We start from the raw sequence: 23,435 nt of genomic DNA on the forward strand, positions 1-23,435 counted from the left end.
CACGCGTCAGCCTCCCAACAGGAACTCGAGGTGGAGCGCGTTGAACGTCTTGGCATCCTCGTATTGCGGCCAATGTCCACAACCGGTCATCACCTCGAAGCGTGAGCCCGGGATCATCGATGCGATGCGGCGGCCTTCGTCGACGTTCGCGGTCGGATCGTCGCTGGTCCACAGCACCATCGTCGGTGCCGTGATACGTCCGTATTCGCTGGGCCCCAGCAGGTTCCGGGCTCTGATCTCCGGATCCTGCAGGGCCATGATGTCGCTCATCGCATCGACAAAGCCCGGTTGGCGGTAGATCCGCTGCCGGCTTGCGACGATATCGTCGTAGCCTTTCGACTTGTCTGCCATCAGCCACTTGATGCGGGCCTGCACGGTCTCCCACGTCGGATCCTGCACGGCGGCCATCGACAAATCGATGATCCGTTTCATCACGACCGGGTCGGCCTGCGATCCGCCGGCGGTGTTCAGCACCAACCGGTTGATCCGATCCGGGTGGTCGGCGGCAACACGTGCAGCCACCCAACCGCCGAGGGACTCGCCACTCAGGCTGGCCTGAGGGGCATCGATCGCATCGAGGAATCCCAGGAAATGGTCCACATAGTGCGGGATTTCGAGCGGGTGACCGGGTTTGTCGGTGTAGCCGTGCCCCAGCATGTCGATCGACCAGGTGGAGAAGTGCTCGGAGTGTGCCTCCAGATTGCGCACGTAGGCTTCGGCGTGACCGCCGGATCCGTGGAGCAGAACCAGGACCGGCTTGCTGTGGTCACCGGCATGCAGGAAGCGGGTCCGAATGCCACCAATCGTCAGGTAACCCTGCTCAAAGGCAACACCCTGAAGGTCACTCCAGATGCTTTCGTGTTCTGGCACTGGGTATCTGCACTCTCAGCGAATGACGGCGGGCATCGCGTCCCAACCCCGGACCGTCGAGGTCGGGGACAAGGTCGCGCGGGTGAGGTCCACGTCCCATTCCGGGAATCGCTTCAGAATCTCTTCGAGCGCAATCCGTCCTTCCAGACGGGCCAACGACGAGCCGAGGCAGAAATGTGTGCCGACGCCGAGGGCAAGGTGCGGGTGGGCTTCGCGATTGATGTCGAAAACATCACCGTTCGGCGGGAACTGGCGATCGTCGCGGCAGGCGGAGGCCAGCAGCAACATCATCACGCTACCCGCGGGTACGGTCTGGCCGTAGTATTCGACGTCGCGGGTCACATACCTCGACGCATGCGGCCCTGGCGGCTCGAACCGCAGCAGCTCTTCAATCGCCCTGGGTATCAACGAATTATCCTCGACGAGCTGGCGCCGCTGATCCGGATGCTCGGCAAGAACCTTGCCGGCCCATCCGATCAGCCGGGTGGTCGTCTCGTTGCCCGCGCCGGCAACCACATTGACATAGGTGAGCAACTCTGCGCGGGTGAGTTTGCGGGTCGTCCCGGTCTCATCTTCGAACTCGACGTTGAGCAATTCGGTCACGATGTCATCGGAAGGATGTTTGGCGCGCCAGTCGATGTAGTCGGCGAATATCTCACCGGTGTCGATCCCTTCCTCGGCGGCCTTCATCGGTTTGCCTGCCTCGGTACGCATCTGGGCATTGGCGTGTTCCCGGATGGCCACCTGATCTGCCTCCGGGATTCCGATCAGCATCCCGATCACCCGCATCGGCATCTGCGCGCCGAGATCGGCGACGAAGTCGAACTCTCCGGCACCGATCAATGGATCAAGACTGCGGGCGCAGAACTCGCGAATCTTCGGCTCCAGCTCAAACACCTTGCGGGGCGTGAACATTCGAGCCAGGAGCTTTCGGTGAACGGTGTGGACCGGCGGATCCTCGAAGATCAGCACACCGGGCGGGATGTCGATGTTCGCCCTGATCAGCTCGAGAATCGCACCACGCGCAGAACTGAAGGTCGTGGGGTCTGTCAGCGCGCCGTGGACGTCGGCGTAGCGACTGAGCAGGTAGAAGTCGTGTTCGCTGTTGTAGTAGAGCGGCACTTCTTCCCGGAGCCGACGAAACATCTGATACGGGTCGGCATTCAATTCCACGTCATAAGGATCGAAATGCACATCGCTATTCGCACTCACCGTCACCGGATTACCCCTCCCTCTGTGCCGTCGACGCAATATCGGCACGCTTCGCAAACCACTCGGAGATCCGAAAAGTGGCCAATTTCGTCACACGATCGTCCCGGGGAGCAGCTTTCCCGAATTACGAGCATTCACTGCGCCGGGACATCAACTATTTGCAGAACTGGTTTGGACTGAATGCGAGCTTACACGCGTAAGTGACTCGCGTCACGAAATTCTGAGAGATAGTTCCTGAACCAGTTGTGGAGCGCGCTGACCAGCGACGATCAGGTCGATTGGCGCTGAATCAGCTCAAAGACGTTCGCACTGCTGGGATCCTCGTCCGGCTGATATCCGAGCTCGCGCATCATCGCGGCCACCGCGGCGTCCACAATCGCGCCGGCATGGATCTTCACCGAGGTCAGCGGAGGATTGCTGACGGGTCCCAGTGGGCTGGCCTCACCGCCGATGACAGCGAGATCCTCCGGGCACCGTAGACCCGCCTCACGCAGCCCGTGGAGCACCACAAACGCGGCGTCGTCGCTCGCGGCATACACGGCGGTCACACCCTGCCGAGCCCACTCGGTGACGATCGTGGCCGCGTTGGCTCCGCTGGGCTCAAACGACCCGGCGGGGATTTCGGGAAGGCCCCGCTCGAGGGCTGCCGCCCGGATGCCGGCCCGCCGAAAGCCGTTCAACGCCAGCTGCTTGGGCACGTCGATACCGGCGAACGCCACGTTGGTGTGCCCCTTGGACACCAGGTGGTCCACCACCAGCTCCCCGACCGCGAGGTTCAGAGAGTCGAATCCGTCGAGGTGAGTGTTGACCACGTCGATGTGCCGGATACCGGCGGCCTCGACGACGGCGCGCGGTTCGGCCGAGAGCGGAAAGATGCTGGTCACGGCTATCGGATTCAAGTTGGCGATCGCGCCTGTCATGCTCGCCGGATCTTTGGTCTCGAACTGCAACGAGACGACCACGCCATGCTTGGCCAGCGCGTTTGTCAGGCGGCTGCCGACCTCGATCGGCAACTCACTCAGTGCCATGCGGGGTAGCACGTACAGCACCACACCACTGCCACCCACCGCCAGGTTGCGGGCCGCCAGGTTGGGCCGGTAGCCGAGCGTCTCGGCGGCGCTGCGTACCGCAGCCTGGGTCTGGGCGGAGATCTTCTGACCTGCGACGTTGTTGAGGACGTAGCTGACAGTCGCCGGTGAGACCTTGGCCAGCCGGGCGACATCGGCTTTTGTCGGCCTCGCCGGTCCCTTGACGCCCACTGCCACCTCCGGCCTCTCTCAATCGATCGCCACCGCGGCCCGCAGAGCGCGATGTCGCAGGCAGGGTGCCTCTTTGTGCGAGATTATCAACACCGCAGCCACCACGCCGTGTGCAACTCCACCCAGACCGGGCACAACGGACACCACTGGGCTACAGCGATCTCCCTGTTGCCGCCCTGTGACCTGCACGAAGTCCCCAGACCATGCCGGGGCCGATCGTGCCGCCCGCGCCACCGTACGCGCGTCCCGTGACACCGGCCATGGCGTTGCCGACCGCAAAGAGTCCCTCGATCACTGCCCCATCGACGTGCAGCACCCGCGCATCACGATCTGTTCGCGGCCCACCCTTGGTGCCCATGGCGCCCACCGTCACCGGGACGGCGTAGAAGGGGCCGGTGTCCAGCGGACCGAGTGTGCGTCCGGCCACCGTCGGCGAGTTTTCGTCGCCCCACCATCCGTCATAGGCACTCGAGCCGCGGCCGAACTCCGGATCCACCTCCGCGGCGACATTACGATTCCACTCCGTGACGGTTTTTTCCAGGCCGTCAGGATCGATTCCCACCTTGGTGGCGAGTTCACGTAAATCTTGTGATTCCGAAAACCATTCCGGAATTGAATCTTTTGGATCGACTCCCAGGAAACCGAATCGTTTGAAATGCAACGCATCGAAAACGATCCATCCCGGATCGTTGACGTAGCCACCCTTGGAGTCCAAATAGTGGAATGCCCCGGCCATCGAATTGTATTCTGAGGCCTCGTTGACAAATCGTTTACCGGCCCGGTTGACCATGATGCTGCGTGGACGGGTCCGCTCGAGCCGGACGCTTCGGCTGCGCGGCCTACCCTCGATCGTGTCGCCCGGGATCCGTACGATCGGCACCCACCAGGCTTCGCTCATGTTGCCGAGATCGGCACCGAGTGCCATCGCCATCCGCAGTCCGTCGCCGGTACCGTTCGGCGGCGACACCGGACCGTGCATCGGGCCGCGCAGGTACGTCTTCACCAACGCCGGATCCCATTCGAATCCGCCGGTCGCCAAGATGACCCCGCTGCGGGCCCTGACCGCAAACTCCTTGTCTCCCTTGACCAGATGAACACCAACCACACGCCCCGACTCGGTGATGAGGCGACGTGCCTGCGCGCCGGTCTCGGGGACGACACCGGCATCCAGCAATCCCCGGAGGAGGCCACCGATCAGCGCAGCACCTGCTACGCACACGTCGGAGTCATCTGAAAGATCCACCGCCGCATTGAGTCTGGCCCTGGTCTCGGCGTCGAACCCAACGTTGCTCCAGTCCGCAGGGAAGGTGGTGATCCGATTCCGCCACTCCCCCAACCGATTGAGATCAAAGGGGATCGGGCTCAGGGATCGTCCGCCCGAAGGGCGACCGCCGGGCAACTCCGGTTTGTAGTCCGGAAATCCGTCGGCGATCTCGAACCGGAGCGCACTGTGCGCCTCCACGAAGTCGACCACCGCCTCACCGGTTCGGACGAATTCCTCGACAAGGTCGTCGTCCATCGAGTCCAGCGACTGCGCCCGCAGGTAACTCAGCGCATCGTCGATGGTCAGTTCACCGTCAGGGCTGCGATGATGCGCGGGGATCCAGGCGATTCCTCCCGAGACAGCGCTGGTCCCGCCGACGGTTGCCGCCTTGTCGTAGATCGCCACATCCGCGCCGGCATGCACCGCCGACAGCGCAGCCGTCATCCCGGCTGCCCCGGTGCCCAGAACGAGTACATCGACCTCGCGGTCAAACGACACTTTTTCCTCACCGGAGACACGCTCACCGACCGGATGACCACTATGAATGTCAGACACGAGCATTTCCTTTCAATTCATCGGCGGCAATCATGCGCCGATATTGTCGGAGAATCAATACGTTTTCTGCAGCGAAAATAGTTGCCGTCCGCGAATCAAACGCCATGTGCACTTTCCCACTCGGAGTCCTCGAAAAATAACTCGACCCGAAATCTTGTTCAGTCGATTCATGCCGAGAAACCCGCATTTCCAGAAATGCGATCGAAAGTTTTCCATCGCTGAGGATTCAAATTCCTCGCGAACCCGAATGACAGCCGTGGCCTGCTCGCCGAGCCGGGTATCAGGCATTTTCTCTCCCCACGTCCTTGGTTCCAGGCCCACAGCGCACCAGAAATCGACGAAATCAGGGCGATGGAACTTCAGTCGGATGCCCCGATATCGGCTAGAATCAGGGGTTCCCGGCGGACTCACCCACCCTGACGAGCCGGTCGCTGATGATCCAAACCCTTGTTGCAGAATCGACCGAAGAGTAGCATTCTCGCAAACCACAGGATCCTTCTTCGGGAATGAAATAGCATTCCTAATACCGGGGCGCTCCGGCTCGAGGCCCATTTGAAAAGTTGTCGAAGGTACCCGCCGGGGCTCGTAAGAGACGGCCCCCAACGCACTTTCGACACAGTGACGGAAGAAAGGACACCTCACCCGTGACCGCCGAACAATCCACCGAAGACCACCGATCGCGCGATGGTATCCACTTCGATCGTCACACACCGCAGTACCGACACGAGTTCGAGTCGATCACCGAGGAGATGCATCAGAAGTGCCCCCTCGCCTGGACAGAGACCTACGACGGTCACTGGGTGGCCGCCGGCAACAATGAGGTCTTCGAACTGGCCCGATCCCCTTACGTGTCGAACGACAACGACATCGAAGGCGTTCGCAAGGGGTACCGGGGAATCAGCATTCCCACACCGCAGCATGAGATGGCAGTCCGGGGTGGCATCCTCGAAATGGATGAACCCGAGCACCACCAGTACCGGCAGGTCCTCAATCCCTACCTGTCACCCGCCGCGGTGAAGCGGTGGGAACCCTTCATCCGCGAGGTTGTCAACGCTAGTATCGATGAGAAGATCGAAAGCGGGACAATCGATTTCGTGGATGACCTGGCCAATGTGGTACCGGCGGTCCTCACGCTGGCCATGCTCGGGGTGCCACTCGAGAAGTGGTCGATCTATTGCGAACCGGTGCACGCCTCGGTCTACACACCCGTGGACTCACCCGATGCCGCACGGGTGTTCGAGATGTATCAGGAGATGGGCCTGGACCTGGCGGTCAACGTGGCCGAGATACGCGAGAATCCCCGCCCGGGTTTGATTCAGGCGCTGATCGACATGCGGATCGACGGGGAACCCGCCCCGGACATGGAAGTGTTCGGCATGCTGGGCCTCATCATCGGCGGCGGGTTCGACACCACCACGGCGCTCACCGCACACGCTCTCGAATGGCTCTCGGAGAACCCTGACGAACGCACCCGTCTCAGTGAGGATCGGGACGATCTCCTGAACTCGGCGACCGAGGAGTTCCTGCGGTACTTCACCCCGGCGCCCGGTGATGGCAGAACCATCTCAGCTGACTGCACGTACGCCGGAACTGACCTCAAAGAGGGTGAGCGGCTGTGGATTTCATGGGCGATGGCAAATCGTGACCCGGAAGTCTTCCCTGAACCGAACAACATACAACTCGACCGCGGCGCCAACCGGCACTACAGCTTCGGACTCGGAATCCACCGTTGCGTCGGATCAAATGTCGCACGTACGGTGTTCAAGGCGATGCTGCTTGCGGTACTCGACCGGATGCCCGACTACCGCTGCGATCCCGACGCGGCTGTCCACTACGACACCATCGGTGTCATCCAGGGCATGCGCCACCTGCCTGCCACCTTCACGCCGGGCCCCAAGTTGGGCCCGGGTCTCGACGAGACCCTCGTCAAGCTCCAAAGGCTCTGCGCCGAACAAGAACTCGCAACCCCGATCACCCTTCGACGCGCGGAGACCAGCCGATGAGGACACATCCCGACGGCACCACCACACCCGTCATCGACACCAGCGTGCACGTCTTCTTCACCTCCAACAAGGACATGCGCAGCTTCCTGCGAGAACCCTTCAAAAGCCGCGGCATACCGGACGCCGAGATGGATTGGTACGGCGCGCCCGGTGGTGAGTACGCGCCGGGCACCCGTGGACCCGATCGCGGCTACCCGGGCTCAGATCCGGCGCTGGTCGCGCAGCAGCTGTTCGTCGACCGCGGTGTCGACGTGGCGATCCTGCACCCGATGACCCGCGGCATTCTCCCCGACCGCCACCTGACCAGTGCGGTGCTGGCCGCACACAACGAGATGATGGTGTCGCGCTGGCTGGAATCCGCCGAGTTCGGTGACCGATTCCGCGGAACCATCCGAATCAACCCCGAGGACGTCACCGGCGCCCTGCGGGAGATCGACCGCTGGAAGGACCATCCGCGTGTGGTCCAGATCGGCATCCCGCTCCAGTCACGCGAACTGTACGGGAAACCACAGTTCTGGCCGATCTGGGAAGCCGCCGCGGACGCGAACCTCCCGGTGGCAGTTCACATCGAAACCGGCGAGAGCATCGCCTTCCCGCCCACTCCCTCAGGCCATGCCCGGACGTACGAGCAATACCTGGGTTTCATGGATCTGAACTACATCTATCACCTGATGAACATGATCGCCGAGGGTGTCTTCGAACGGATCCCCGGACTGAAATTCGTCTGGGCCAATGGCGGCGCCGACCTGCTGACCCCGTTCATCTGGCGGATGGACACCTTCGGTCGCCCGCATCTCGAGCAGACACCGTGGGCACCGCGGATGCCCAGCGACTACCTACCCGACCACGTCTACTTCGTGCAGAGCAGCATCGACGGTCCCGGCAACACCGACTTCGCCGGAGAGTGGTTCGGGTTCACCGGTAAGGACGACATGGTGATGTTCGGCTCAAGCTATCCCCATTGGCATTGCAACACTGTGGACGCGCTGCCCGACTCGTTGAGTCCCGAACAACGCGACAAGCTCTGCTGGCGAAATGCCGCCTCGATCTACGGCATCGACGTCGGGGCCGGGCTGGCCACCCACGAGTTGGCCTGAAGGGAAAAGCCATGACCACCACCGAAGTTCACGAACGCACACCCGATACCGAGATGATCCCGGTCCGGGTTGTCGACTCCGACGTCCACCCGGTCCCACGCCGCCGCGAGCTGGTCGACTACATACCCGAGCCTTACCGGAGTCAGTACTTCCTCAGCCACAAAGTCGGGGACACGATCATCTACGACGCGCCCGACTACGCGCACTCATTCGCGATGCGGGTCGACTCGTTCCCGGCCGACGGCGAGTTCCCGGGCAGCGATCCGGACCTGGCCTTCCGCCAGCTGATCATCGACGCCGGCTCGGACATCGCAATCCTCGAACCGACCGTCAAGGCGGCGCGGCTCCCCGAAGCCACCGCGGCCCTCGCCGCGGGCGTCAACACCTGGTTGGCCAACCACTGGCTCGACCCCCACAACAACTGGCATCAGCGCTGGCGCGGTTCGATCTGTGTCGCCATCGACGATCCCGCCAGTGTTGTCCCGGAGATCGAGAAGTGGGCAGGGCACGAATACATGGCCCAGATCCTCATCAAGGCCGAGCCGCGACCGTCCTGGGGCAACCCGGCCAACGACCGATTGTGGGCGACCGCAGTCAAGCATGATCTGCCGGTCAGTTGCCATCTGGGCCGCGGCGCCTACGAGACGATGCCGATGCCACCGGTCGGATTCCCGAGCTACAACCACGATTTCATGGTCACCTACTCGCTCCTGGCAGCGAACCAGATCATGAGCCTGATCTTCGACGGTGTCTTCGACCGGTTCCCGGCGCTGCGGGTGGTGTTCGTCGAGCATGCGTTCACCTGGATCCTGCCGTTGATGTGGCGGATGGACGCCATCTACGAGGCCCGCAAGTCCTTTGTGTCGATCAAGCGTAAGCCGTCGGAGTACGTGAAGGAACACATCAAGTTCACGACCCAGCCGCTGGACTACCCCGAGGACAAGACCGAACTGACCCGCGCGTTCGAGTGGATGGAGGCCGACAAGATCCTGCTGTTCTCCTCGGACTATCCGCACTGGACGTTCGACGACCCGCGCTGGCTCGTCAAGCATCTCCCCCGGCATGCCCGCGACGCGGTGATGTTCCGCAACGGCATCGAGACCTATCACCTGCCCGAATTCGTTCCGGCCCTCAAGGATCAGGTTCGGGTGCTCTGAGATGCCGGACGAGACAACCCCGGACGAAACGAAACCGCCGCGGCTGGCCCAGGGACGCGAACACGTGGTTGCCACGGTGACCGAGATCCCGCCGGGCTCGTCGAAGGTCGTCCCGATCGGACGCCACGGTGTCGGTGTCTACAACGTGGGCGGCACCTTCTATGCGATCGCCAACTATTGCCCGCACGAGGGCGGGCCCCTGTGTTCAGGGCGGGCCCGCGGGAAAACCATCGTCGACGACAGCGTGCCCGGTGATGCGGTGATGGTCCGGGACATGGAGTTCATCTACTGCCCCTGGCATCAGTGGGGCTTTGAATTGTCCACCGGGACAACTGCAGTGAAGCCGGAGTGGAGTATCCGCACCTACCCGGTGCGGGTGGTCGGCGACGACGTCCTCGTCACCGCATGAGCGCAGGAGAAACAGTGGCCGGTCCACAGAACAGCAGCATGGAGATCCACGGCGGCAAGGTGGTCTACGAAATCCTCGGCACGTCAGACGAACTCATCGTCCTGACGCCCGGAGGGAGGTTCGGAAAGGACATCCCGGGTCTGCGACCGCTGGCACAGGCCCTGGTCGACGGCGGCTACTCCGTCCTGCTGTGGGACCGCCCCAACTGCGGGGCCTCCGACATCCAGTTCTACGGCCCCTCCGAATCCCATATGCGGGCCGAGACACTCGCGGCACTGTTGAAGGGACTAGACCGCGGTCCGTGCGTCATCGCAGGCGGGTCCGGCGGCGCCCGGGACTCGATGCTCCTGTCGATCCTCTACCCGGAACTCGTGAGCAAGCTGGTGTTGTGGAACATCGTCGGCGGCATCTACGGCACCTTCAACCTGGGCGCCTACTACGTACTGCCGAGCCTGCAGGCGGTGCGCGGACTCGGAGTCGAAGGACTCGTACAGATGCGGGAATGGCGAGAGCGTATCGACGAGAACCCGGCCAACAAGCAGCGACTGCTGGATCTCGACCCCGACGAGTTCGTGAAACTGTCCCTGCGGTGGCTCGGCACATACGTTCCGAAACCGGGCCAGACGATCCCCGGGGTCGACGACGAATTGTTCGACCGCATCACCGTTCCCACGCTCATCATCCGGGGCGGGGAGAACGACCTCGATCACCCCAAGCGCACATCGTTGGAGGTCAGTTGCCTGATCCGGGGCAGCACCCTGATCGATCCGCCGTGGCCGGAGGACGCGTGGGAACGCGCGATGGAAGACCGGGCATCTGGTAGGTCGGGCGGCTTCAACATGTTCGACACGTGGGTCCAGGCAGCTCCCGACATCCTGAAGTTCTTGGCGGACTCATGAGCCGGCACGACACGGCGCGCTCACACCGCGCGGATCTGGACCTCACAGTTGAGGGAGGCCTCGAGTGCGGTGTGAATACGGCTCTCCGGGACCCGGTCGAGATCAGCCTCGGCGATGTGGACCACCACCACATCCCAGCCGTCCGGCCCGGCCGTCCGATCGATATCCGCGGTCAGGCCGAATCCGGCAAGAACGCCATGCGCGTCGTCGTCCGTCCCCCGGCTGATGAAGGTCACGACACCGGCACGCGGAACCACCCCAAAGACCTTCTCGCACAGATCAAGCCCTTGGCGATGCAGAACGTCGGGGTTGTCTCCGGTCATCAGGAGTTCGATCTCCCGGCGGCCCGCCGGTGCCGATGCGAGGTCCACGTCGATCAGTTCGGCGCCCAGATGCACCGCTTCGGAGCGGAGCTGCGCCATGCCGTCCGATAACTGCTGCCGCGTGAACACACCTTCGGGATCAACGTTGATCCGTAACACCGCCGTTCTCATGGGGGTGAGCCTAGCCGTGCGACACGGCGGTGGGCAGCGGATAGCCCCACGCGGCCAAGAGAATCGAGGGTCATGAGTACTGCCCCCACCACAGTTGCCACCGACCACCCGATACCGATCACCGTCGCCTCCCTACCCGGGATCACCCCGCGATTGCTGCACACCGATCGTCGGGTCGAAGATCTTGCCGACTACCGCCGCAGCGGCGGCTATCAGCCCCTCGAGAATCCGGACCGGCTACTCGGTGAGGTGGACGAGTCAGGACTGCGCGGTCGCGGAGGTGCCGGATTCCCGCTGGGGATCAAGTTGCGGTCGGTCCGAGAACACGGACTGCGCGCGGGAGAAGCCGTCGTCGTCGCCAATGGTGAAGAGGGAGAACCCGCTTCGGTGAAGGACCGTTGGCTGATGCGGCACCGCCCCCACCTGGTCCTCGACGGCCTCCGGTTGGCGGCCGCCGTTGTCAGTGCCCGTCGGGGCCATGTCTACGTCTCCGACACCGCCTCCGCTGCGGCCATCGAAGCAGCATTGGGCGACGCCGCGGAGATTCTCGGCGACCTCGAACTGTCGGTGCTCGTGGTCGAAGCCGGATACGTCAGCGGCGAAGAGACAGCTGCGATTCGTGCGATCAACGGTGGCCCGGCGAAGCCCAGCGACAAGCCACCGCGTCCTTTCGAGCAGGGTGTGGCCGGAATGCCGACGCTGGTCAGCAATGTCGAGACGCTGGCACACATTCCGCACATCGCGCGCCACGGTGCCGCGGCATTCCGGTCTCGCGGGACCACGTCGTCGCCCGGCACATTCCTGGCCACAGTCACCGGCGCAGGCAAAGCGCCTGTCCTGTATGAGATCCCGCACGGATTGCCGTTCGCGGACCTGCTTGCCATGCACGGTGTCGCATCCGACGACGTACGAGGCGTACTCATGGGCGGCTATTTCGGCGGCCTGCTCAGCCGCGACGTCCTCACCGGCACCCTCGACCCCGACAGCATCCGGTCACTCGGCGGCGGCCTCGGTTGCGGCGCCATCTCGTTGCTCACCGATGAGTGCCCCGTGGCGGTCGCCGCATCGGTGATGCGCTACTTCGATCGAGAGAACGCCGGTCAGTGCGGATCCTGCTTCAACGGCACCGCGGCCATGGCGGCCGTCCTCGACGCCCTGCGCGACGGAATCGCCGGCGCCGATGACCTCGCCCGCCTCGAGCGGTGGTCGGTGGTCCTGCGCGGCCGCGGCGCGTGCGCAACGCTGGATGCGGCCACCAATGTCGCCGCCACGGTGCTGTCCCGATTCCCGGACGCCGTCGCCGACCACCGGTCCGGTCGATGCACCACCTGCGCCGAGGCGCCCTATCGCACGCTCAGACCATTCGCGGTCGAGATTGGAGCCCGGCTATGAGGATTCGCCTCGACCGCACGATCTGTGACGGATTCGGCACCTGCGCAAAGCATGCGCCCGAATACTTTTCGCTCGACGACTGGGACTACGCGTCGCTGATCGGCAACGGTGAGGTCCCACCGGAAGACCGTGATCAGGTCATGCGTGCACTCATGGACTGCCCCGCGCACGCGATCATCGAGATGTCAGACGTCCGGGCCGGTGACGGCGCCGGACCGGGCCCTGCGGCGCCGTAACCGCCGCCCGCCACGATTTGCCCCTTGTGTGTCACACTCTGCCAATGGCACACTATGCCATGTGACCTCCGCCACTCATAGCAGTGCGGAACTGCCCAGGTACCAGCCGCGAACCGTTGAGGAACGCGCCGAACAGACCCGGCGCGCCATCGTTGGTGCGGCGCTGGAGGCGTTCCGCACCCACGGATACGAGGCAACCACCATGGGCGCGATCGCAGCCCTCGCCGGTGTATCACCACGCAGCCTGTACCGGCACTACGGAAGCAAGGGCCAACTATTCGCCGAGACCGTCGCCATGGGCTCCGAGGACCTCCTGGCCTACTTCGCGGCCAATCTCGACCGGATGCCACTACGCGAGGCGATCCTCGATGCCGCGTGCGGTGCAACCGTCGATGCAAACGAACAGAACCGGGCCCTTCTGCACCTGGCATCAACTGAGCGTGAGATGTCACGATTCCTGCACATGACGACACAGCGGATGATTCCGCCGTTGGCCGACATCCTCCGCACCTCGGCCGGAGTCAGCATCGAGAACGCCGAACCGATCGTGTGGGAGACACGCGCCACCGCCCTCATCGGCGCCCTGACATGCGGCTTCCAGTATTGGGCGGCCACCCCGGATTCCGATGTTCGAGAACAGCTTTCCCGAGCCGTCGACACCGTTCTACCCATTCTCCAGACCGCATCCGGCAATGAGGAGTCAGTTCGATGAGATATCAGCTCAATGTGGTGGCCCGCAGCGTCTCCGACGTTGTCCAGCACGCGGGTGGGTTCGTCTACGACCGGGTGATGGCCGGCTGGGATGTGACGGTGATACTCACCGACAACTGTGACACCCGCCCTGTGAAAATTCTCGGCGCGGATGTCGCCGATCTCGAAAAGGCACTTGCCACCGGTGGTCTCGGCCGCCATCCTCAGGCACTCGCAATTGCCGCCGACCTCTTCAAGAGCGATGACCGGGTTCAGGGCGGGGTGGTGAAGGCGATCGAAAGCGGCAACGTCGAGGTGTCCTTCTGGGGTGATTCGTGGCCACTCGATTCCGACGCCGGGTCCGACTCTGTGGTTCATCAGCTGAGCTCAGCCGCAGCGGCCTTCAAGTCTCACGCGCTGACCGCGGCCGCCATACCGTCCGACACCGCCGACGCTGCCGAGGTGTTCCACAGCAACGCCCGACTACCGGCCGCCTGACCCAGTCCACAAGTACCAATTCAGCTGTCCGCCAAATGGAGATGAGGCCCGCGTACATCGATCATGAAGTCGCCGAGCAGGTTGCGACAATCACCCTGGAAGGAATGAGGGCCAGTGAATCTCTTGCGACCGGCACGGCCTGCAACTGATGCGCCGGGGGGCGCCTGGAGGGCACGATGACCAAAATCGACACCACCGATCTGGCAGTCCTGGAAGCCGAGGCGCTCGCCGAAGCCGCCGAAGCCAGTGCGGTAGCGGCTCGCGCCCGCGCACGCGCCGCCCAATTGCGACGCCAATCCGAGGAATCATCGACTGCTACCGAGACTGCAGACGAAGCGGTGCCTGACGATGCTGCCACCGTTGCCGCGCCAGAGGAGGTCGACACCGAGGATCTCGGCGCAGAAGATCTCGGCGTAGAAGATCTCGGCACGGAAGATGTTGCCCTCGACGAGGACACCGACAAAGGACCTGCGTCACATCGACGGTGGACACGGCTACGGCGGCCCGGCAAACGTGCGATCGCAATCGCGCTCGCGGCGGTCGTGATCGTCGCGGCACTGGGCGTGAGCGGCTATCTGGCCTGGCAACACCGCCAGGTCACCAAGTCGCAGGACCTCGAGGCCGAGTTCGATGCCGCCGCGCGGCAGGGCGTTGTCACCCTGACCTCACTCGACTTCAATCAGGCGGCGGCTGACGTGCAGCGGGTACTCGACAACTCCACCGGCGCCTTCCTCACCGAATTTCAAAGTCGCGCCGACGATTTCACCAGTGTTGTCGAACAGTCCCAGGTCACCACCAAGGGGCAGGTCAACGCTTCCGCGGTCGAGTCGATGACCGACGATTCCGCAGTTGTCCTGGTGGCGGCCACTTCCGAGGTCACCAACGCCGCCGGTGCCAAGGAGGAACCCCGGTCATGGCGGCTGAGTGTCACCGTGACCAAAGTTGATGGAGATCTGAAGATGTCGAAAGTGGAGTTCGTGCCATGAGCGATTCCAGCGCAGCGGTCACGCTTACCAAAGACGACGAACCCGAAGCGGTCGTCGAACAGTCGGACATCCGGCGGCCGACCCGTCGAGCCAGACTCGGCACCGTGGCACTTGCACTGCTGGTCGCCGCCTCACTGATCACGGCAGCGGCCACCTACTTCTTCTTGTACGCACCGGACAAGCACACCGATTCCGGCGCAAAGGAATCGGCGATCGCGGCAGCAAATTCCGGCACCGTCGCGCTGTTGTCGTACTCCCCGGACACACTGACCGAAGATCTTGCCGCGGCCAAGACCAACCTCACCGGCGAATTCCTGACCTACTACACCGAGTTCACCGAAAAGGTCGTGGCACCGGCCGCCCAGCAGAATTCGGTGGACACCCAGACCGAGGTCGTCCGATCGGCAGTGTCTGACATCGACAAGGATTCGGCGACGGTCCTGGTGTTCATCAACCAGACAACCACCAGCACAGACAAACCCGATCCCGCACTGACAGCCAGCAGCGTACGCGTCACACTGTCCAAGGTGGACGGTACCTGGAAGATTTCGGCCTTCGATCCGGTCTAGGTTTCAGCTCTGCGGCAGCATGCCCTGCCACGTTGTCTGTTTCTGCGAGTCCGCGACGTCGGTCTGCTGGTACAGCGCGCCATCCGGTCCGACGTAGGTGCCTGTGCTCGGCGAGTACCGCGCGGTGGCCACCCCCGGTGTGATGCCCTGCTGCTCCAGATTCGGGTCCGGCGGATAGTTGCCGAGTAGAGGTTGCGTGGGTGATACCGGCACGAATTCGTCGTCGCTGTTGCACAATTCGGCGGTTGCCGCCCGTTTACCCGGAACACCGAGGCATGGAATGTTGCGCGCACCCCGGACCGCGATGTCGGAATCCTGCGGCAACTTGCAGTACAGACCTTCCGGTGTGTCGATAGTCGTGGTGTCCGACGGTGGACGCCACTGATCCGGCGGCAGGAACCCCACCGTGCAGGCCGGAGGATCCGAGACGCCACTGATCCGGAAATCGCCCAAACCGAGTCCGGCGGCATTGTTCTTGGGCTGCACCGCCTGAATCATCGAGATGGACGGCGGCAGTAGCACCAGCAGCTGCTCGAGGGCCGCGTTGTACGTGACCGCGAGCTGGCCCACCGACGTCAGATTCGCCAGCAGGATCGGCAACGTGAACTCGACGGACCCGAGTAGGTTTGTCACCTCGTTCGAAAAGCCCGGTCCCGACCCAAGAATCGCGCGGATCTGCGGATCATTGATCCGCAGTTGGTCGGTGACTCCCGCCAGCGAACGACTCCAGATCTCGATCGCGTCTGCCGACCGTACCTGCGAGGAGAGCAACGGCTCGGCGTCCTCGATCAGGGTCCGAGTCGTCTCGCCCAGGTCGCTGAACTCGCCGGCCAGCTTCGATGACGAGTCGATGAGGGATTGCAGCTCATACCGCTGCCCACCGAGCCCCCGATACAACTCGTCCATCAGATCGCCGAGTTTGTCCTTCGGAATACTGCCGACGAGGTCACTGAGTTCGTCGAGCATCGGGCCGACCGGTTGCGGAATCTCGGTCCGCTCCGCGGTGATCACCGAGCCGTCGTGCAGATACGGGCCCGAATCCGTCGTGGGCCGCAGGTCCACGTACTGTTCACCGACAGCCGACATACTGCGCACCTGCGCCTGCAGATCCGCGGGTATCTTTGCGCTGCTGTCGATCGACAGCGAGGCGCGAACGCCGTTGTCGGTGAGACCAACCGAGACGACCCGGCCCACCTCCGCGCCCCGATAGGTGACGTTGCCGAATCGGTACAGTCCGCCGGCGGCGGGGAGATCCAGGGTCACCGTCATCCGGCCGATCCCGAGCTGGGTCTGAATCTGCATGTACGAGAACAGCATCACGACCATCGCAATCACGGACATGAGCGCAAAGGCGACTAGCTGGAATCGAACGAACCCGGAAATGATCATCCTTCACCCCCGGAGATCGGCGCACTCAGTGGATCACGGACGTACCGGCCATATCCCGGATCTCCCACCGCAGCCTGGACCACCGCGTTCGGATCTCCCAGCGGGGTACCCAAGAGAAGTTCGCGCTGCATCCGCTCCACGGTGAGGTCGACAGTGGCATGGAGATTGATGTAGTCGCCCCGGACAGCGCGGTCGATGGTCTTCTGACCGTAGGGATACACCGTTGCGTAGGCGATGGCCTTGTCCAGTTGTGGACCGACGTCAGCCAGTGATCGCAGGGTGGGTGCCAGATTCTCCAGGTCGGTCACCAGATCGTCCTGCACTGCGGTGACGACACCGGTGGTGGTGTCGCTGAACACCCGGAGCTTCTCGAGCGCGGTACTGATCTGTGGCCGCTGCGCCACCAGCACGTCCAACGCCGGCGGGATCTTTTGCAGAGCTTCGGTGAGGATGTCGCGTTGCGTGGCAAACGTTTCGGCCAGGCGGTTGGCGTTGTTGATGGTCGCCACGATGTTCTCACGCTGTTGATCCAGAGCACCGACAAATGTGTCGAGCCGGGTGATCAGGTCCCGAATCGCATCCTCCCGGCCGCCGAAAGCCGTGTTGAGGGACGAGATGATGGTGTCGATCTGCCCGAGACCACCGCCGTTGATGATCGTGGACACCGACGCCAGGGTTTGTTCGGTGGTCGGGTACGTGGCCGTGTCGTCGAGCGGGATCGTGGCACCGGAGACGAGACTGCCGGTCGGCGGTACACCCAGCGGTGGATTCAGTTCCAGATGGTTGGAGCCCAGCAGGCTCGTCTGACCGATATGCGCTTGCACGTTCCCCGGAACCACCACACCTTTCTCAACCCACACCTCCACATTCGCGTGCCACCCGGCGACGGTCATGTCGCCGATACTCCCGACGACCACGTCGTCGATCATGACCGGCGAATTCGATACCAACGTACTGACATCGGCCATCTGGACGTGGAAGAGCTGGGAGTCCGGACCACGCCCGGCGGCACCGGGCAACGGCAATGAATTGACGCCCTGCCAGCTACAGCCGGCCACCGTCAATACGACGCAGGCGACGAGTGTGAGCAGGCGCGCATCGATGTGTCCCCGGCTCACGACGGCTGCCGTTCGATGGGCAGGAGCAGCGAATCAAGGGGATTCGTCGCTGCCGCCGGCTTCTCGGGCGTCGCCTTCGCCGGGACGAGGTCGGGTTCGGTGTAGATGATGTTGTCGGGATCAGCTGTCGGACCGAGAACCGGATTGACCGGGAACGGCAGGTAGTTGAACGCCAGCAGTGGCAGTACAGGTCCCAGATACTCTCGACACTTCTTGGCGCCTTCCTCCGACGTCAGGTTCTCCACGGCCGCGACACCGGAACAGATGAACTGGATCGGATTCGAGAAGTTGTTCAACGTGAAAACGCCTGCCTCCGTGCCGGTGTCAGGGTTGTAGATGTTGTAGAAGTTGGCCATGCTGGTCGGGAAGACGTGCAGCAGCTGTTCGATGTCGGCCCGGTGGTCAACCAGGTTCTGGGTCACATTCACCAGTCGCTGCACCTGTTCCGTTGCCTTGGTGCTGTTCGATGCCACGAATCGCTGGACCTCCACCACCGCGACGGACAGATCGGTCAGCGCCGCATCGAGATCGGATCGACTCTCGTCGAGCACACTCGTCAACGTCGCGAGCCTGCCCTCGAACTGGACGATCTGTTCATCGCTGCTGCTGAGCGTGGTGACGAAGGTTTGCAGGTTGTTGATGATGTCAACGATGTCGCCGCTGCCATCGGCAAGGATCCGTCCGACACCGGACAGCTCATTGACGGTCGCTCTGAGTTTGTCGCCGTTACCGTCCATCGCATCGGCTGTGCTGTCGATGAAGCGGCCGAGCGTGCTCTCCGAGAGTTCGCCGCTCGGTCCCAGATCTGTTGCCAATCGGGTCAATTGCGTCTTGATCTCATCCCACTCGATCGGCACCCCGGTCCGTTCGAGTGGGATGACACCGCCGTCGGGCATGACCGGACCTTCGGTTCGGTAGGCCGGCGTCAGCGCGACAACTCTGTCGGCGACCAGATTCTGGGCCACGATGATCGCCTGCGCGTCGGCCGGGATCTTCACCCCTCGGTCGACTTTCATGTCGAGGCGCACCGATGTCCCCTGCGGGTGGATCCCGGCGACGGAACCGACCTTCACCCCCGCGACCTGCACCTCGTCGCCCTTGTAGATACCGGTTGCGGTGGTGAACACAGCACTGATCGCTCTGGGGCCGAACATCTTCTGATAGGCGAACACCGATCCCGCGAGGAGCGTTGACAACAGCACCACTGCCATGACGGCTGCGGCGATCCGGGTACGTGTCATCGGCCCGGTCCCGTCGATGCCCCGACCGGGATTTGTCCCCCTGGGATCGGGAACGGTACACCCGGTTCGATGCCGAATGCTTTGTTGATGAACGGCTGGATCATGTGTCCGTCGATGAGATTGGCGACGAAGGCGTTGTAGAAGGGTCCGCTGGACACTGCCTCACCTTGGGTGAGCGCCACTTTCGCCAGACCCGGCAGGGCCTGCCCGATGTTGTCGCGGTTCTTCTCGAGCAGCGCTGCAACGGAATTCAATCGGTCCAGGGTGGGGGCCAATTGCGCCTCGTTGTCGGCGACAAGACCCGACAACTGCTGGGAAACCGCGGAGGTGTTCGCCAGCAGATCCACGATCTCCTGGCGCCGGTCCACCAGAACTTCCAGCAACGAATTGGCGTTGAGGATGAGCGCGTTCAATTCGTCACTGCGCTCGGACAGTATCGATGTGACCTCACCGCTGCTGCTCAGCAGGTCACGCAGCGATTCGTTGCGGCTGTTGATCGAGCGCGACAGCTCGCTCAAGCCATCGAATGTCGGACCCAGTTGGGGCGCAACCTGATCGATGGTCGACGACAACGTGTCGAGCGACTGGTTCAGGGCATCGGTGTCGATCGACGTGACATTGGTGGTCAGGTCCCCCAACGCATCGTTGAGTGAATACGGCGACGATGTCCGTGAGCGCGGGATGACATCTGAAGGATGCAGGACTCCGCTCCCGACACTGTCCAGGGTGAGCATCCGCCGGCCCAGCAGTGATCCGGTCTTGATCTGCGCGGCGGTTTCGGTGCCGAGGCGGACACCGTCGTCGACCCAGAATTCCACCCGGACATCGCCCTCGTCCAGCGAAACCTCGGACACCGTACCGACTTTCACGCCCGACAAGATCACGTCGGCTCCTGACCGTAGCCCACCTGCCTCTTCGAACAAGGCCGAATACGGCAGAGAGGTGAACCAGGTGATGTACTTCTGCCCCTGCAGGCCCACAGCCACCAGGAGCAATATCAGGACGACCCCGATGAAACCATGTCTGGCGAGGCGACCACCGCGATACTTCAGCATGTCAGGGCGAGCACCTCCCGGTTGTCTGTTCGATCCACGGCAGCACCACAACCGCGCCTGTCGAATCGGTCACGCGAACCGTGATCGCGCAGATGAAGTACTGGATGAAATTGCCGTAAGTACCTGTCCGCACGAGCTTTCGGAAGTTCTCGGGAGCCTTCTGTAGCGCGGTGTCGAGGCGAGCCTTGTCGTCATCGATCAGCGGAGCCAAGCGGGCGAGTTCATCCACCGACTCGGCCAGCGGTGGGCGCGCCTGCGTGAGCAGGTCGGCCACCGCGGCGGTACCGGAATCGAGTGCCGTGATGGCGGAACCGATCGGATCGCGCTGTTGCGCAAGCTCCGCCACCAGTCGGTCGAGCCTGGAGACGGTGGCAGAGAACTCGGGCCCGCTGCGCGCCAACGTGGCCATCACCGTGTTCAGGTTGTCGATCAGATTCTCGATCACCACACCGTCGTCGGCAAGCGTCGAGACAAATGAGGAGGTCTTCGAGAACAGCGATCCCACCGTGGCCTCCTGGCCCTGCATGATCTGCAGCAACGACGACGTCAGACCGTTGACCTCCTGCGGACGCAGACCGTCGATCACCGGCTTGAGTCCGCCGAGCAGAACATCGAGGTCCAGTGCGGGCGCGGTCTGTTCTTCCGGAATCTGCGCCCCCGGGGCCAGGATCCGGGTGGATCCCGCACCGTCGGTGAGGTCGAGGTAGCGGTCTCCGACGAGGTTGAGGTACTTGACCGTGGCATGGGTGCCGGCGGTCAGATGAACATTCCGGTCGGCGTTGAAAGTGACCATCACGTGGTGGTCGTCTTGCAGAGATACCTCTTCGACCGTCCCCACCCGCACACCGGCAACCCGGACGGTGTCACCTGGTCCGAGCTCCGAGACCTCTTCGAACCGTGCCGAATAGCTGTTGGTCGAACCAGTGCGGAAGTCGCCGAACACCAGCACCAGAAAGGCCGACATGACGATCATGACAATCGCAAAGATCCCGAACTTTACCGCCTGCGGGCTCCGGAGTACGGTCATCGAGCCCTGCCGTCCATGATCGGTCCGAACAGTGCCCGCTGCAGGCTGTCCACGTTGACCTCGAGTCCTCGCCGATCTCCCACAAAGGGATTCGCCCCGATATCGGCGACCACAAAGGGGGGCTTCTCCTGGTAGCCCACCGGCAGCACCTGACACTGCGGTCCGCCCGACGCCGCGACTTTGGGCAGGTTGTTCGGGTAGGTGTACGGCTCGGTACCAAACAAGAAGTTCGCAGAGAGTCCGAGACCCGGTACATCGACGGGTTGTGAATCGGCGAGATAGGCCATGCCATCGAGCGAACAGGTGAGCGCCTCGTTGTATTCATTGGTCAGGGCCAAGGTCGGGACGAGGACTGCCAACGTCGAATCGAGCAGAGGCCCGTTGGCCCGAAGTACCCGGTCGCCCACGTCCGCCAGCCCGATCACGCTGGCCAAGAACGCATCCAGGTTCTGTTGCTCGTCGACGATCGACTGACTCAATCCGGTGGCATTGTCGACGGTGGTCACCAGCGCCGGAGCAGCGTCGGCGTATGTGTCGAGGACCTGCGGTGCCATCTCGAGGTCGTGTCGCAGCGCCGGAAGCCCGGGTTCGACGGCCGCCAGGAACGTGTCGAAGTCGACCAGCATCTGGCCGACCTGATCGCCACGGCCGCTCAGCGCTGTGGAGATCGCACCCAGGGTCTCGTTCAGCTTGTCGGGCTCGATCTGGGCCAGTACCGAGGTCAGCTGTTCGAACACGGTGTTGAGTTCAACTGTGACACTCCGGGAATCGAGCACCTGCCCCGCGTGCATCCGTTCCGGCGACGGTGCCTGCGGCGGCAGCAATTCGACAAACTTTGCCCCGAAGACGGTTGATGATGCGATCTCGACCGCCACGTTCTCCGGGATATCCTGCAGTGCAGACGGATTCATCGCGAGTTCGATCGACGCCTGACCATCGGGCATCGACTCGATCGAATCGACATGGCCCACCGTGACACCCCGCATCTGCACCTTGGCGTCCGGATACATCACCAGGCCGGCACGTGGCGACAGGACCGTGACCCGGACCGTGTCGGTGAAGCCACCCCGGAACAGGGTCACGGCAACCACCAGTACGGCGATCACCAGCAATATCGATCCCACCCCGATCAGCGGGCGAAACACGTTCGACGACATCTGGTTTCGCCTAACCTGACAGGTTGAAGTTGCCGTTGGCGCCGTAGACCGCCAGAGAGACCAGCAGTGTGACCGTGACGACGGCAATCAGCGACATCCGCACAGCATTGCCGACCGCGACGCCGACGCCGGCCGGACCTCCACGGGCGAAGAAGCCGAAGTAGGTGTGGATCAGCAAGATCATCAAGGCCATCAGGAATGCCTGCAAGAACGACCACAGTAGGTCGATCGGATTCAGAAAGGTCGAGAAGTAGTGCTGATAGAGCCCTGACGACTGGCCGAGGATCACCACGGTCGTGAACCAGCAGGCGACGAAGGACGCCGTCAATGCGATGGCGTACAGCGGTGCAAGCACGATCATTCCGGCGATGATGCGGGTTCCGACGACGTACTTCATCGGGTCGATGCCGAGGGATTCGAGGGCGTCGATCTCCTCGTTGATCCGCATCGCACCCAATTGTGCTGTGGCACCGGCACCGAAGGTGGCGGCAAGCCCGATTCCGACCACGACCGGGGCCGCGATCCGGACATTGATGAACGCCGACAGGAAACCGGTCAGTGCCTCGATACCGATGTCTCCGAGTGAGCTGTACCCCTGCACCGCCAGTGTGCTGCCGGTGGCAAGCGTCAGGAATCCGACAATCACGACGGTCCCACCGATGACCGCGAGGTTGCCGGTCCCCATGCTGGTTTCGGCGATCAGCCGCAGCGTCTCCCGCTTGTACTGCCATGCCGCGCGAGGAGATCCGACCAGCGCCTTCGCGTAGAAGATCGTGTGATCGCCGATTGCGCCGAGCGTCTTCACCGGCCGGTTCAGTTCTTGGACCGTCCGGCCGTACATCGTGCTCGGTGTCATGA

General features: G+C 63.1%; 23 protein-coding genes. 11 read left to right on the forward strand and 12 right to left on the reverse strand.

Annotated features, from left to right (window positions below; translation table 11 throughout):
* Positions 1–6: 6 nt before the first annotated feature.
* The 4 genes from H290_RS0100145 to H290_RS0100160 all read right to left on the reverse strand — a co-directional run bounded on the left by H290_RS0100145 (position 7) and on the right by H290_RS0100160 (position 5,103).
* Positions 7–870: an alpha/beta fold hydrolase gene (locus tag H290_RS0100145; protein WP_020104717.1), complete on the reverse strand. Its 864-nt coding sequence runs from the start codon at positions 868–870 to the stop codon at positions 7–9.
* 15 nt (positions 871–885) lie between these two features.
* Positions 886–2,088, reverse strand: a complete 1,203-nt coding sequence (locus tag H290_RS0100150) for a cytochrome P450 (RefSeq protein WP_020104718.1) — start codon at positions 2,086–2,088, stop codon at positions 886–888.
* Positions 2,089–2,351: 263 nt separating this feature from the next.
* On the reverse strand, positions 2,352–3,341 hold the full coding sequence (locus H290_RS0100155) for a LacI family DNA-binding transcriptional regulator (RefSeq protein ID WP_020104719.1): 990 nt from the start codon (positions 3,339–3,341) through the stop codon (positions 2,352–2,354).
* A 151-nt stretch (positions 3,342–3,492) separates the two neighbouring features.
* Positions 3,493–5,103: an FAD-dependent oxidoreductase gene (locus H290_RS0100160; protein WP_028462591.1), complete on the reverse strand. Its 1,611-nt coding sequence runs from the start codon at positions 5,101–5,103 to the stop codon at positions 3,493–3,495.
* 701 nt (positions 5,104–5,804) lie between these two features.
* Between H290_RS0100160 and H290_RS0100165 the strand changes: the two genes are divergently transcribed.
* Genes H290_RS0100165 through H290_RS0100185 form a run of 5 tightly spaced genes read left to right on the forward strand, consistent with a single transcriptional unit; the run spans position 5,805 to position 10,725 of the window.
* Positions 5,805–7,163 carry a cytochrome P450 gene (locus H290_RS0100165; RefSeq protein WP_020104721.1) on the forward strand — a complete coding sequence of 453 codons (1,359 nt, stop codon included), beginning with the start codon at positions 5,805–5,807 and terminating at the stop codon, positions 7,161–7,163.
* Positions 7,160–8,260: an amidohydrolase family protein gene (locus tag H290_RS0100170; RefSeq protein ID WP_020104722.1), complete on the forward strand. Its 1,101-nt coding sequence runs from the start codon at positions 7,160–7,162 to the stop codon at positions 8,258–8,260. Before H290_RS0100165 ends, H290_RS0100170 begins: the two co-directional genes overlap by 4 nt.
* 11 nt (positions 8,261–8,271) lie before the next feature.
* On the forward strand, positions 8,272–9,417 hold the full coding sequence (locus H290_RS0100175) for an amidohydrolase family protein (protein ID WP_020104723.1): 1,146 nt from the start codon (positions 8,272–8,274) through the stop codon (positions 9,415–9,417).
* A 1-nt stretch (position 9,418) separates the two neighbouring features.
* Positions 9,419–9,826 carry a Rieske (2Fe-2S) protein gene (locus tag H290_RS0100180; protein ID WP_020104724.1) on the forward strand — a complete coding sequence of 136 codons (408 nt, stop codon included), beginning with the start codon at positions 9,419–9,421 and terminating at the stop codon, positions 9,824–9,826.
* Entirely contained in the window at positions 9,823–10,725 is a 903-nt protein-coding gene (locus H290_RS0100185) for an alpha/beta fold hydrolase (RefSeq protein WP_020104725.1), read from the forward strand. The genes H290_RS0100180 and H290_RS0100185 overlap by 4 nt, the downstream gene beginning before the upstream one ends.
* 20 nt (positions 10,726–10,745) lie before the next feature.
* Here H290_RS0100185 and H290_RS0100190 read toward each other — a convergent pair whose 3' ends face one another.
* Positions 10,746–11,219: a hypothetical protein gene (locus H290_RS0100190; RefSeq protein ID WP_020104726.1), complete on the reverse strand. Its 474-nt coding sequence runs from the start codon at positions 11,217–11,219 to the stop codon at positions 10,746–10,748.
* A gap of 72 nt (positions 11,220–11,291) precedes the next feature.
* On the opposite strand from H290_RS0100190, the gene H290_RS0100195 reads away from it, so the two are divergent.
* The 6 genes from H290_RS0100195 (at position 11,292) to H290_RS0100225 (ending at position 15,590) form a co-directional block, all read left to right on the forward strand.
* Positions 11,292–12,611 carry an NADH-ubiquinone oxidoreductase-F iron-sulfur binding region domain-containing protein gene (locus tag H290_RS0100195; protein WP_020104727.1) on the forward strand — a complete coding sequence of 440 codons (1,320 nt, stop codon included), beginning with the start codon at positions 11,292–11,294 and terminating at the stop codon, positions 12,609–12,611.
* Positions 12,608–12,847 carry a ferredoxin gene (locus H290_RS27355; protein ID WP_020104728.1) on the forward strand — a complete coding sequence of 80 codons (240 nt, stop codon included), beginning with the start codon at positions 12,608–12,610 and terminating at the stop codon, positions 12,845–12,847. The genes H290_RS0100195 and H290_RS27355 overlap by 4 nt, the downstream gene beginning before the upstream one ends.
* A gap of 61 nt (positions 12,848–12,908) precedes the next feature.
* Complete coding sequence (locus H290_RS30000) at positions 12,909–13,559, forward strand: TetR/AcrR family transcriptional regulator (protein WP_020104729.1); 651 nt, start codon at positions 12,909–12,911, stop codon at positions 13,557–13,559.
* Positions 13,556–14,035, forward strand: a complete 480-nt coding sequence (locus H290_RS0100210) for a hypothetical protein (protein WP_020104730.1) — start codon at positions 13,556–13,558, stop codon at positions 14,033–14,035. Before H290_RS30000 ends, H290_RS0100210 begins: the two co-directional genes overlap by 4 nt.
* A gap of 176 nt (positions 14,036–14,211) precedes the next feature.
* Complete coding sequence (locus tag H290_RS0100220) at positions 14,212–15,021, forward strand: hypothetical protein (protein WP_020104732.1); 810 nt, start codon at positions 14,212–14,214, stop codon at positions 15,019–15,021.
* Positions 15,018–15,590: a hypothetical protein gene (locus H290_RS0100225; protein WP_020104733.1), complete on the forward strand. Its 573-nt coding sequence runs from the start codon at positions 15,018–15,020 to the stop codon at positions 15,588–15,590. Before H290_RS0100220 ends, H290_RS0100225 begins: the two co-directional genes overlap by 4 nt.
* A 3-nt stretch (positions 15,591–15,593) precedes the next feature.
* On the opposite strand, the gene H290_RS0100230 is transcribed toward H290_RS0100225, so the two are convergent.
* The 7 genes from H290_RS0100230 to H290_RS0100260 are packed head-to-tail and all read right to left on the reverse strand — an operon-like array spanning position 15,594 to position 23,433.
* Positions 15,594–16,979, reverse strand: a complete 1,386-nt coding sequence (locus H290_RS0100230; protein ID WP_020104734.1) for an MCE family protein — start codon at positions 16,977–16,979, stop codon at positions 15,594–15,596.
* Positions 16,976–18,097 carry an MCE family protein gene (locus H290_RS0100235; RefSeq protein ID WP_020104735.1) on the reverse strand — a complete coding sequence of 374 codons (1,122 nt, stop codon included), beginning with the start codon at positions 18,095–18,097 and terminating at the stop codon, positions 16,976–16,978. The genes H290_RS0100230 and H290_RS0100235 overlap by 4 nt, the downstream gene beginning before the upstream one ends.
* On the reverse strand, positions 18,094–19,338 hold the full coding sequence (locus tag H290_RS0100240) for an MCE family protein (protein WP_020104736.1): 1,245 nt from the start codon (positions 19,336–19,338) through the stop codon (positions 18,094–18,096). Before H290_RS0100240 ends, H290_RS0100235 begins: the two co-directional genes overlap by 4 nt.
* On the reverse strand, positions 19,335–20,393 hold the full coding sequence (locus H290_RS0100245; protein ID WP_020104737.1) for an MCE family protein: 1,059 nt from the start codon (positions 20,391–20,393) through the stop codon (positions 19,335–19,337). Before H290_RS0100245 ends, H290_RS0100240 begins: the two co-directional genes overlap by 4 nt.
* A 1-nt stretch (position 20,394) precedes the next feature.
* Positions 20,395–21,420, reverse strand: coding sequence for an MCE family protein (locus tag H290_RS0100250; RefSeq protein WP_020104738.1), 1,026 nt, complete (start codon positions 21,418–21,420; stop codon positions 20,395–20,397).
* Positions 21,417–22,577, reverse strand: coding sequence for an MCE family protein (locus H290_RS0100255; protein WP_020104739.1), 1,161 nt, complete (start codon positions 22,575–22,577; stop codon positions 21,417–21,419). Before H290_RS0100255 ends, H290_RS0100250 begins: the two co-directional genes overlap by 4 nt.
* A gap of 10 nt (positions 22,578–22,587) precedes the next feature.
* Complete coding sequence (locus H290_RS0100260; RefSeq protein WP_020104740.1) at positions 22,588–23,433, reverse strand: ABC transporter permease; 846 nt, start codon at positions 23,431–23,433, stop codon at positions 22,588–22,590.
* Positions 23,434–23,435: the final 2 nt, after the last annotated feature.

Origin of the sequence: Nocardia sp. 348MFTsu5.1, assembly GCF_000383535.1 — a bacterium.
GTDB classification, from domain to species: domain Bacteria; phylum Actinomycetota; class Actinomycetes; order Mycobacteriales; family Mycobacteriaceae; genus Williamsia; species Williamsia faeni.

Bases quoted from the DNA above. Each gene is read 5' to 3' on its own strand.
- H290_RS0100210 (WP_020104730.1), top strand. From the start codon at position 13,556: ATGAGATATCAGCTCAATGTGGTGGCCCGCAGCGTCTCCGACGTTGTC.
- H290_RS0100180 (WP_020104724.1), top strand. From the start codon at position 9,419: ATGCCGGACGAGACAACCCCGGACGAAACGAAACCGCCGCGGCTGGCC.
- H290_RS0100170 (WP_020104722.1), top strand. From the start codon at position 7,160: ATGAGGACACATCCCGACGGCACCACCACACCCGTCATCGACACCAGC.
- H290_RS0100175 (WP_020104723.1), top strand. From the start codon at position 8,272: ATGACCACCACCGAAGTTCACGAACGCACACCCGATACCGAGATGATC.
- H290_RS0100230 (WP_020104734.1), bottom strand. From the start codon at position 16,979: ATGATCATTTCCGGGTTCGTTCGATTCCAGCTAGTCGCCTTTGCGCTC.
- H290_RS27355 (WP_020104728.1), top strand. From the start codon at position 12,608: ATGAGGATTCGCCTCGACCGCACGATCTGTGACGGATTCGGCACCTGC.
- H290_RS0100260 (WP_020104740.1), bottom strand. From the start codon at position 23,433: ATGACACCGAGCACGATGTACGGCCGGACGGTCCAAGAACTGAACCGG.
- H290_RS0100255 (WP_020104739.1), bottom strand. From the start codon at position 22,577: ATGTCGTCGAACGTGTTTCGCCCGCTGATCGGGGTGGGATCGATATTG.
- H290_RS0100195 (WP_020104727.1), top strand. From the start codon at position 11,292: ATGAGTACTGCCCCCACCACAGTTGCCACCGACCACCCGATACCGATC.
- H290_RS0100240 (WP_020104736.1), bottom strand. From the start codon at position 19,338: ATGACACGTACCCGGATCGCCGCAGCCGTCATGGCAGTGGTGCTGTTG.
- H290_RS0100185 (WP_020104725.1), top strand. From the start codon at position 9,823: ATGAGCGCAGGAGAAACAGTGGCCGGTCCACAGAACAGCAGCATGGAG.
- H290_RS0100220 (WP_020104732.1), top strand. From the start codon at position 14,212: ATGACCAAAATCGACACCACCGATCTGGCAGTCCTGGAAGCCGAGGCG.
- H290_RS0100225 (WP_020104733.1), top strand. From the start codon at position 15,018: ATGAGCGATTCCAGCGCAGCGGTCACGCTTACCAAAGACGACGAACCC.
- H290_RS0100250 (WP_020104738.1), bottom strand. From the start codon at position 21,420: ATGACCGTACTCCGGAGCCCGCAGGCGGTAAAGTTCGGGATCTTTGCG.
- H290_RS0100245 (WP_020104737.1), bottom strand. From the start codon at position 20,393: ATGCTGAAGTATCGCGGTGGTCGCCTCGCCAGACATGGTTTCATCGGG.
- H290_RS0100190 (WP_020104726.1), bottom strand. From the start codon at position 11,219: ATGAGAACGGCGGTGTTACGGATCAACGTTGATCCCGAAGGTGTGTTC.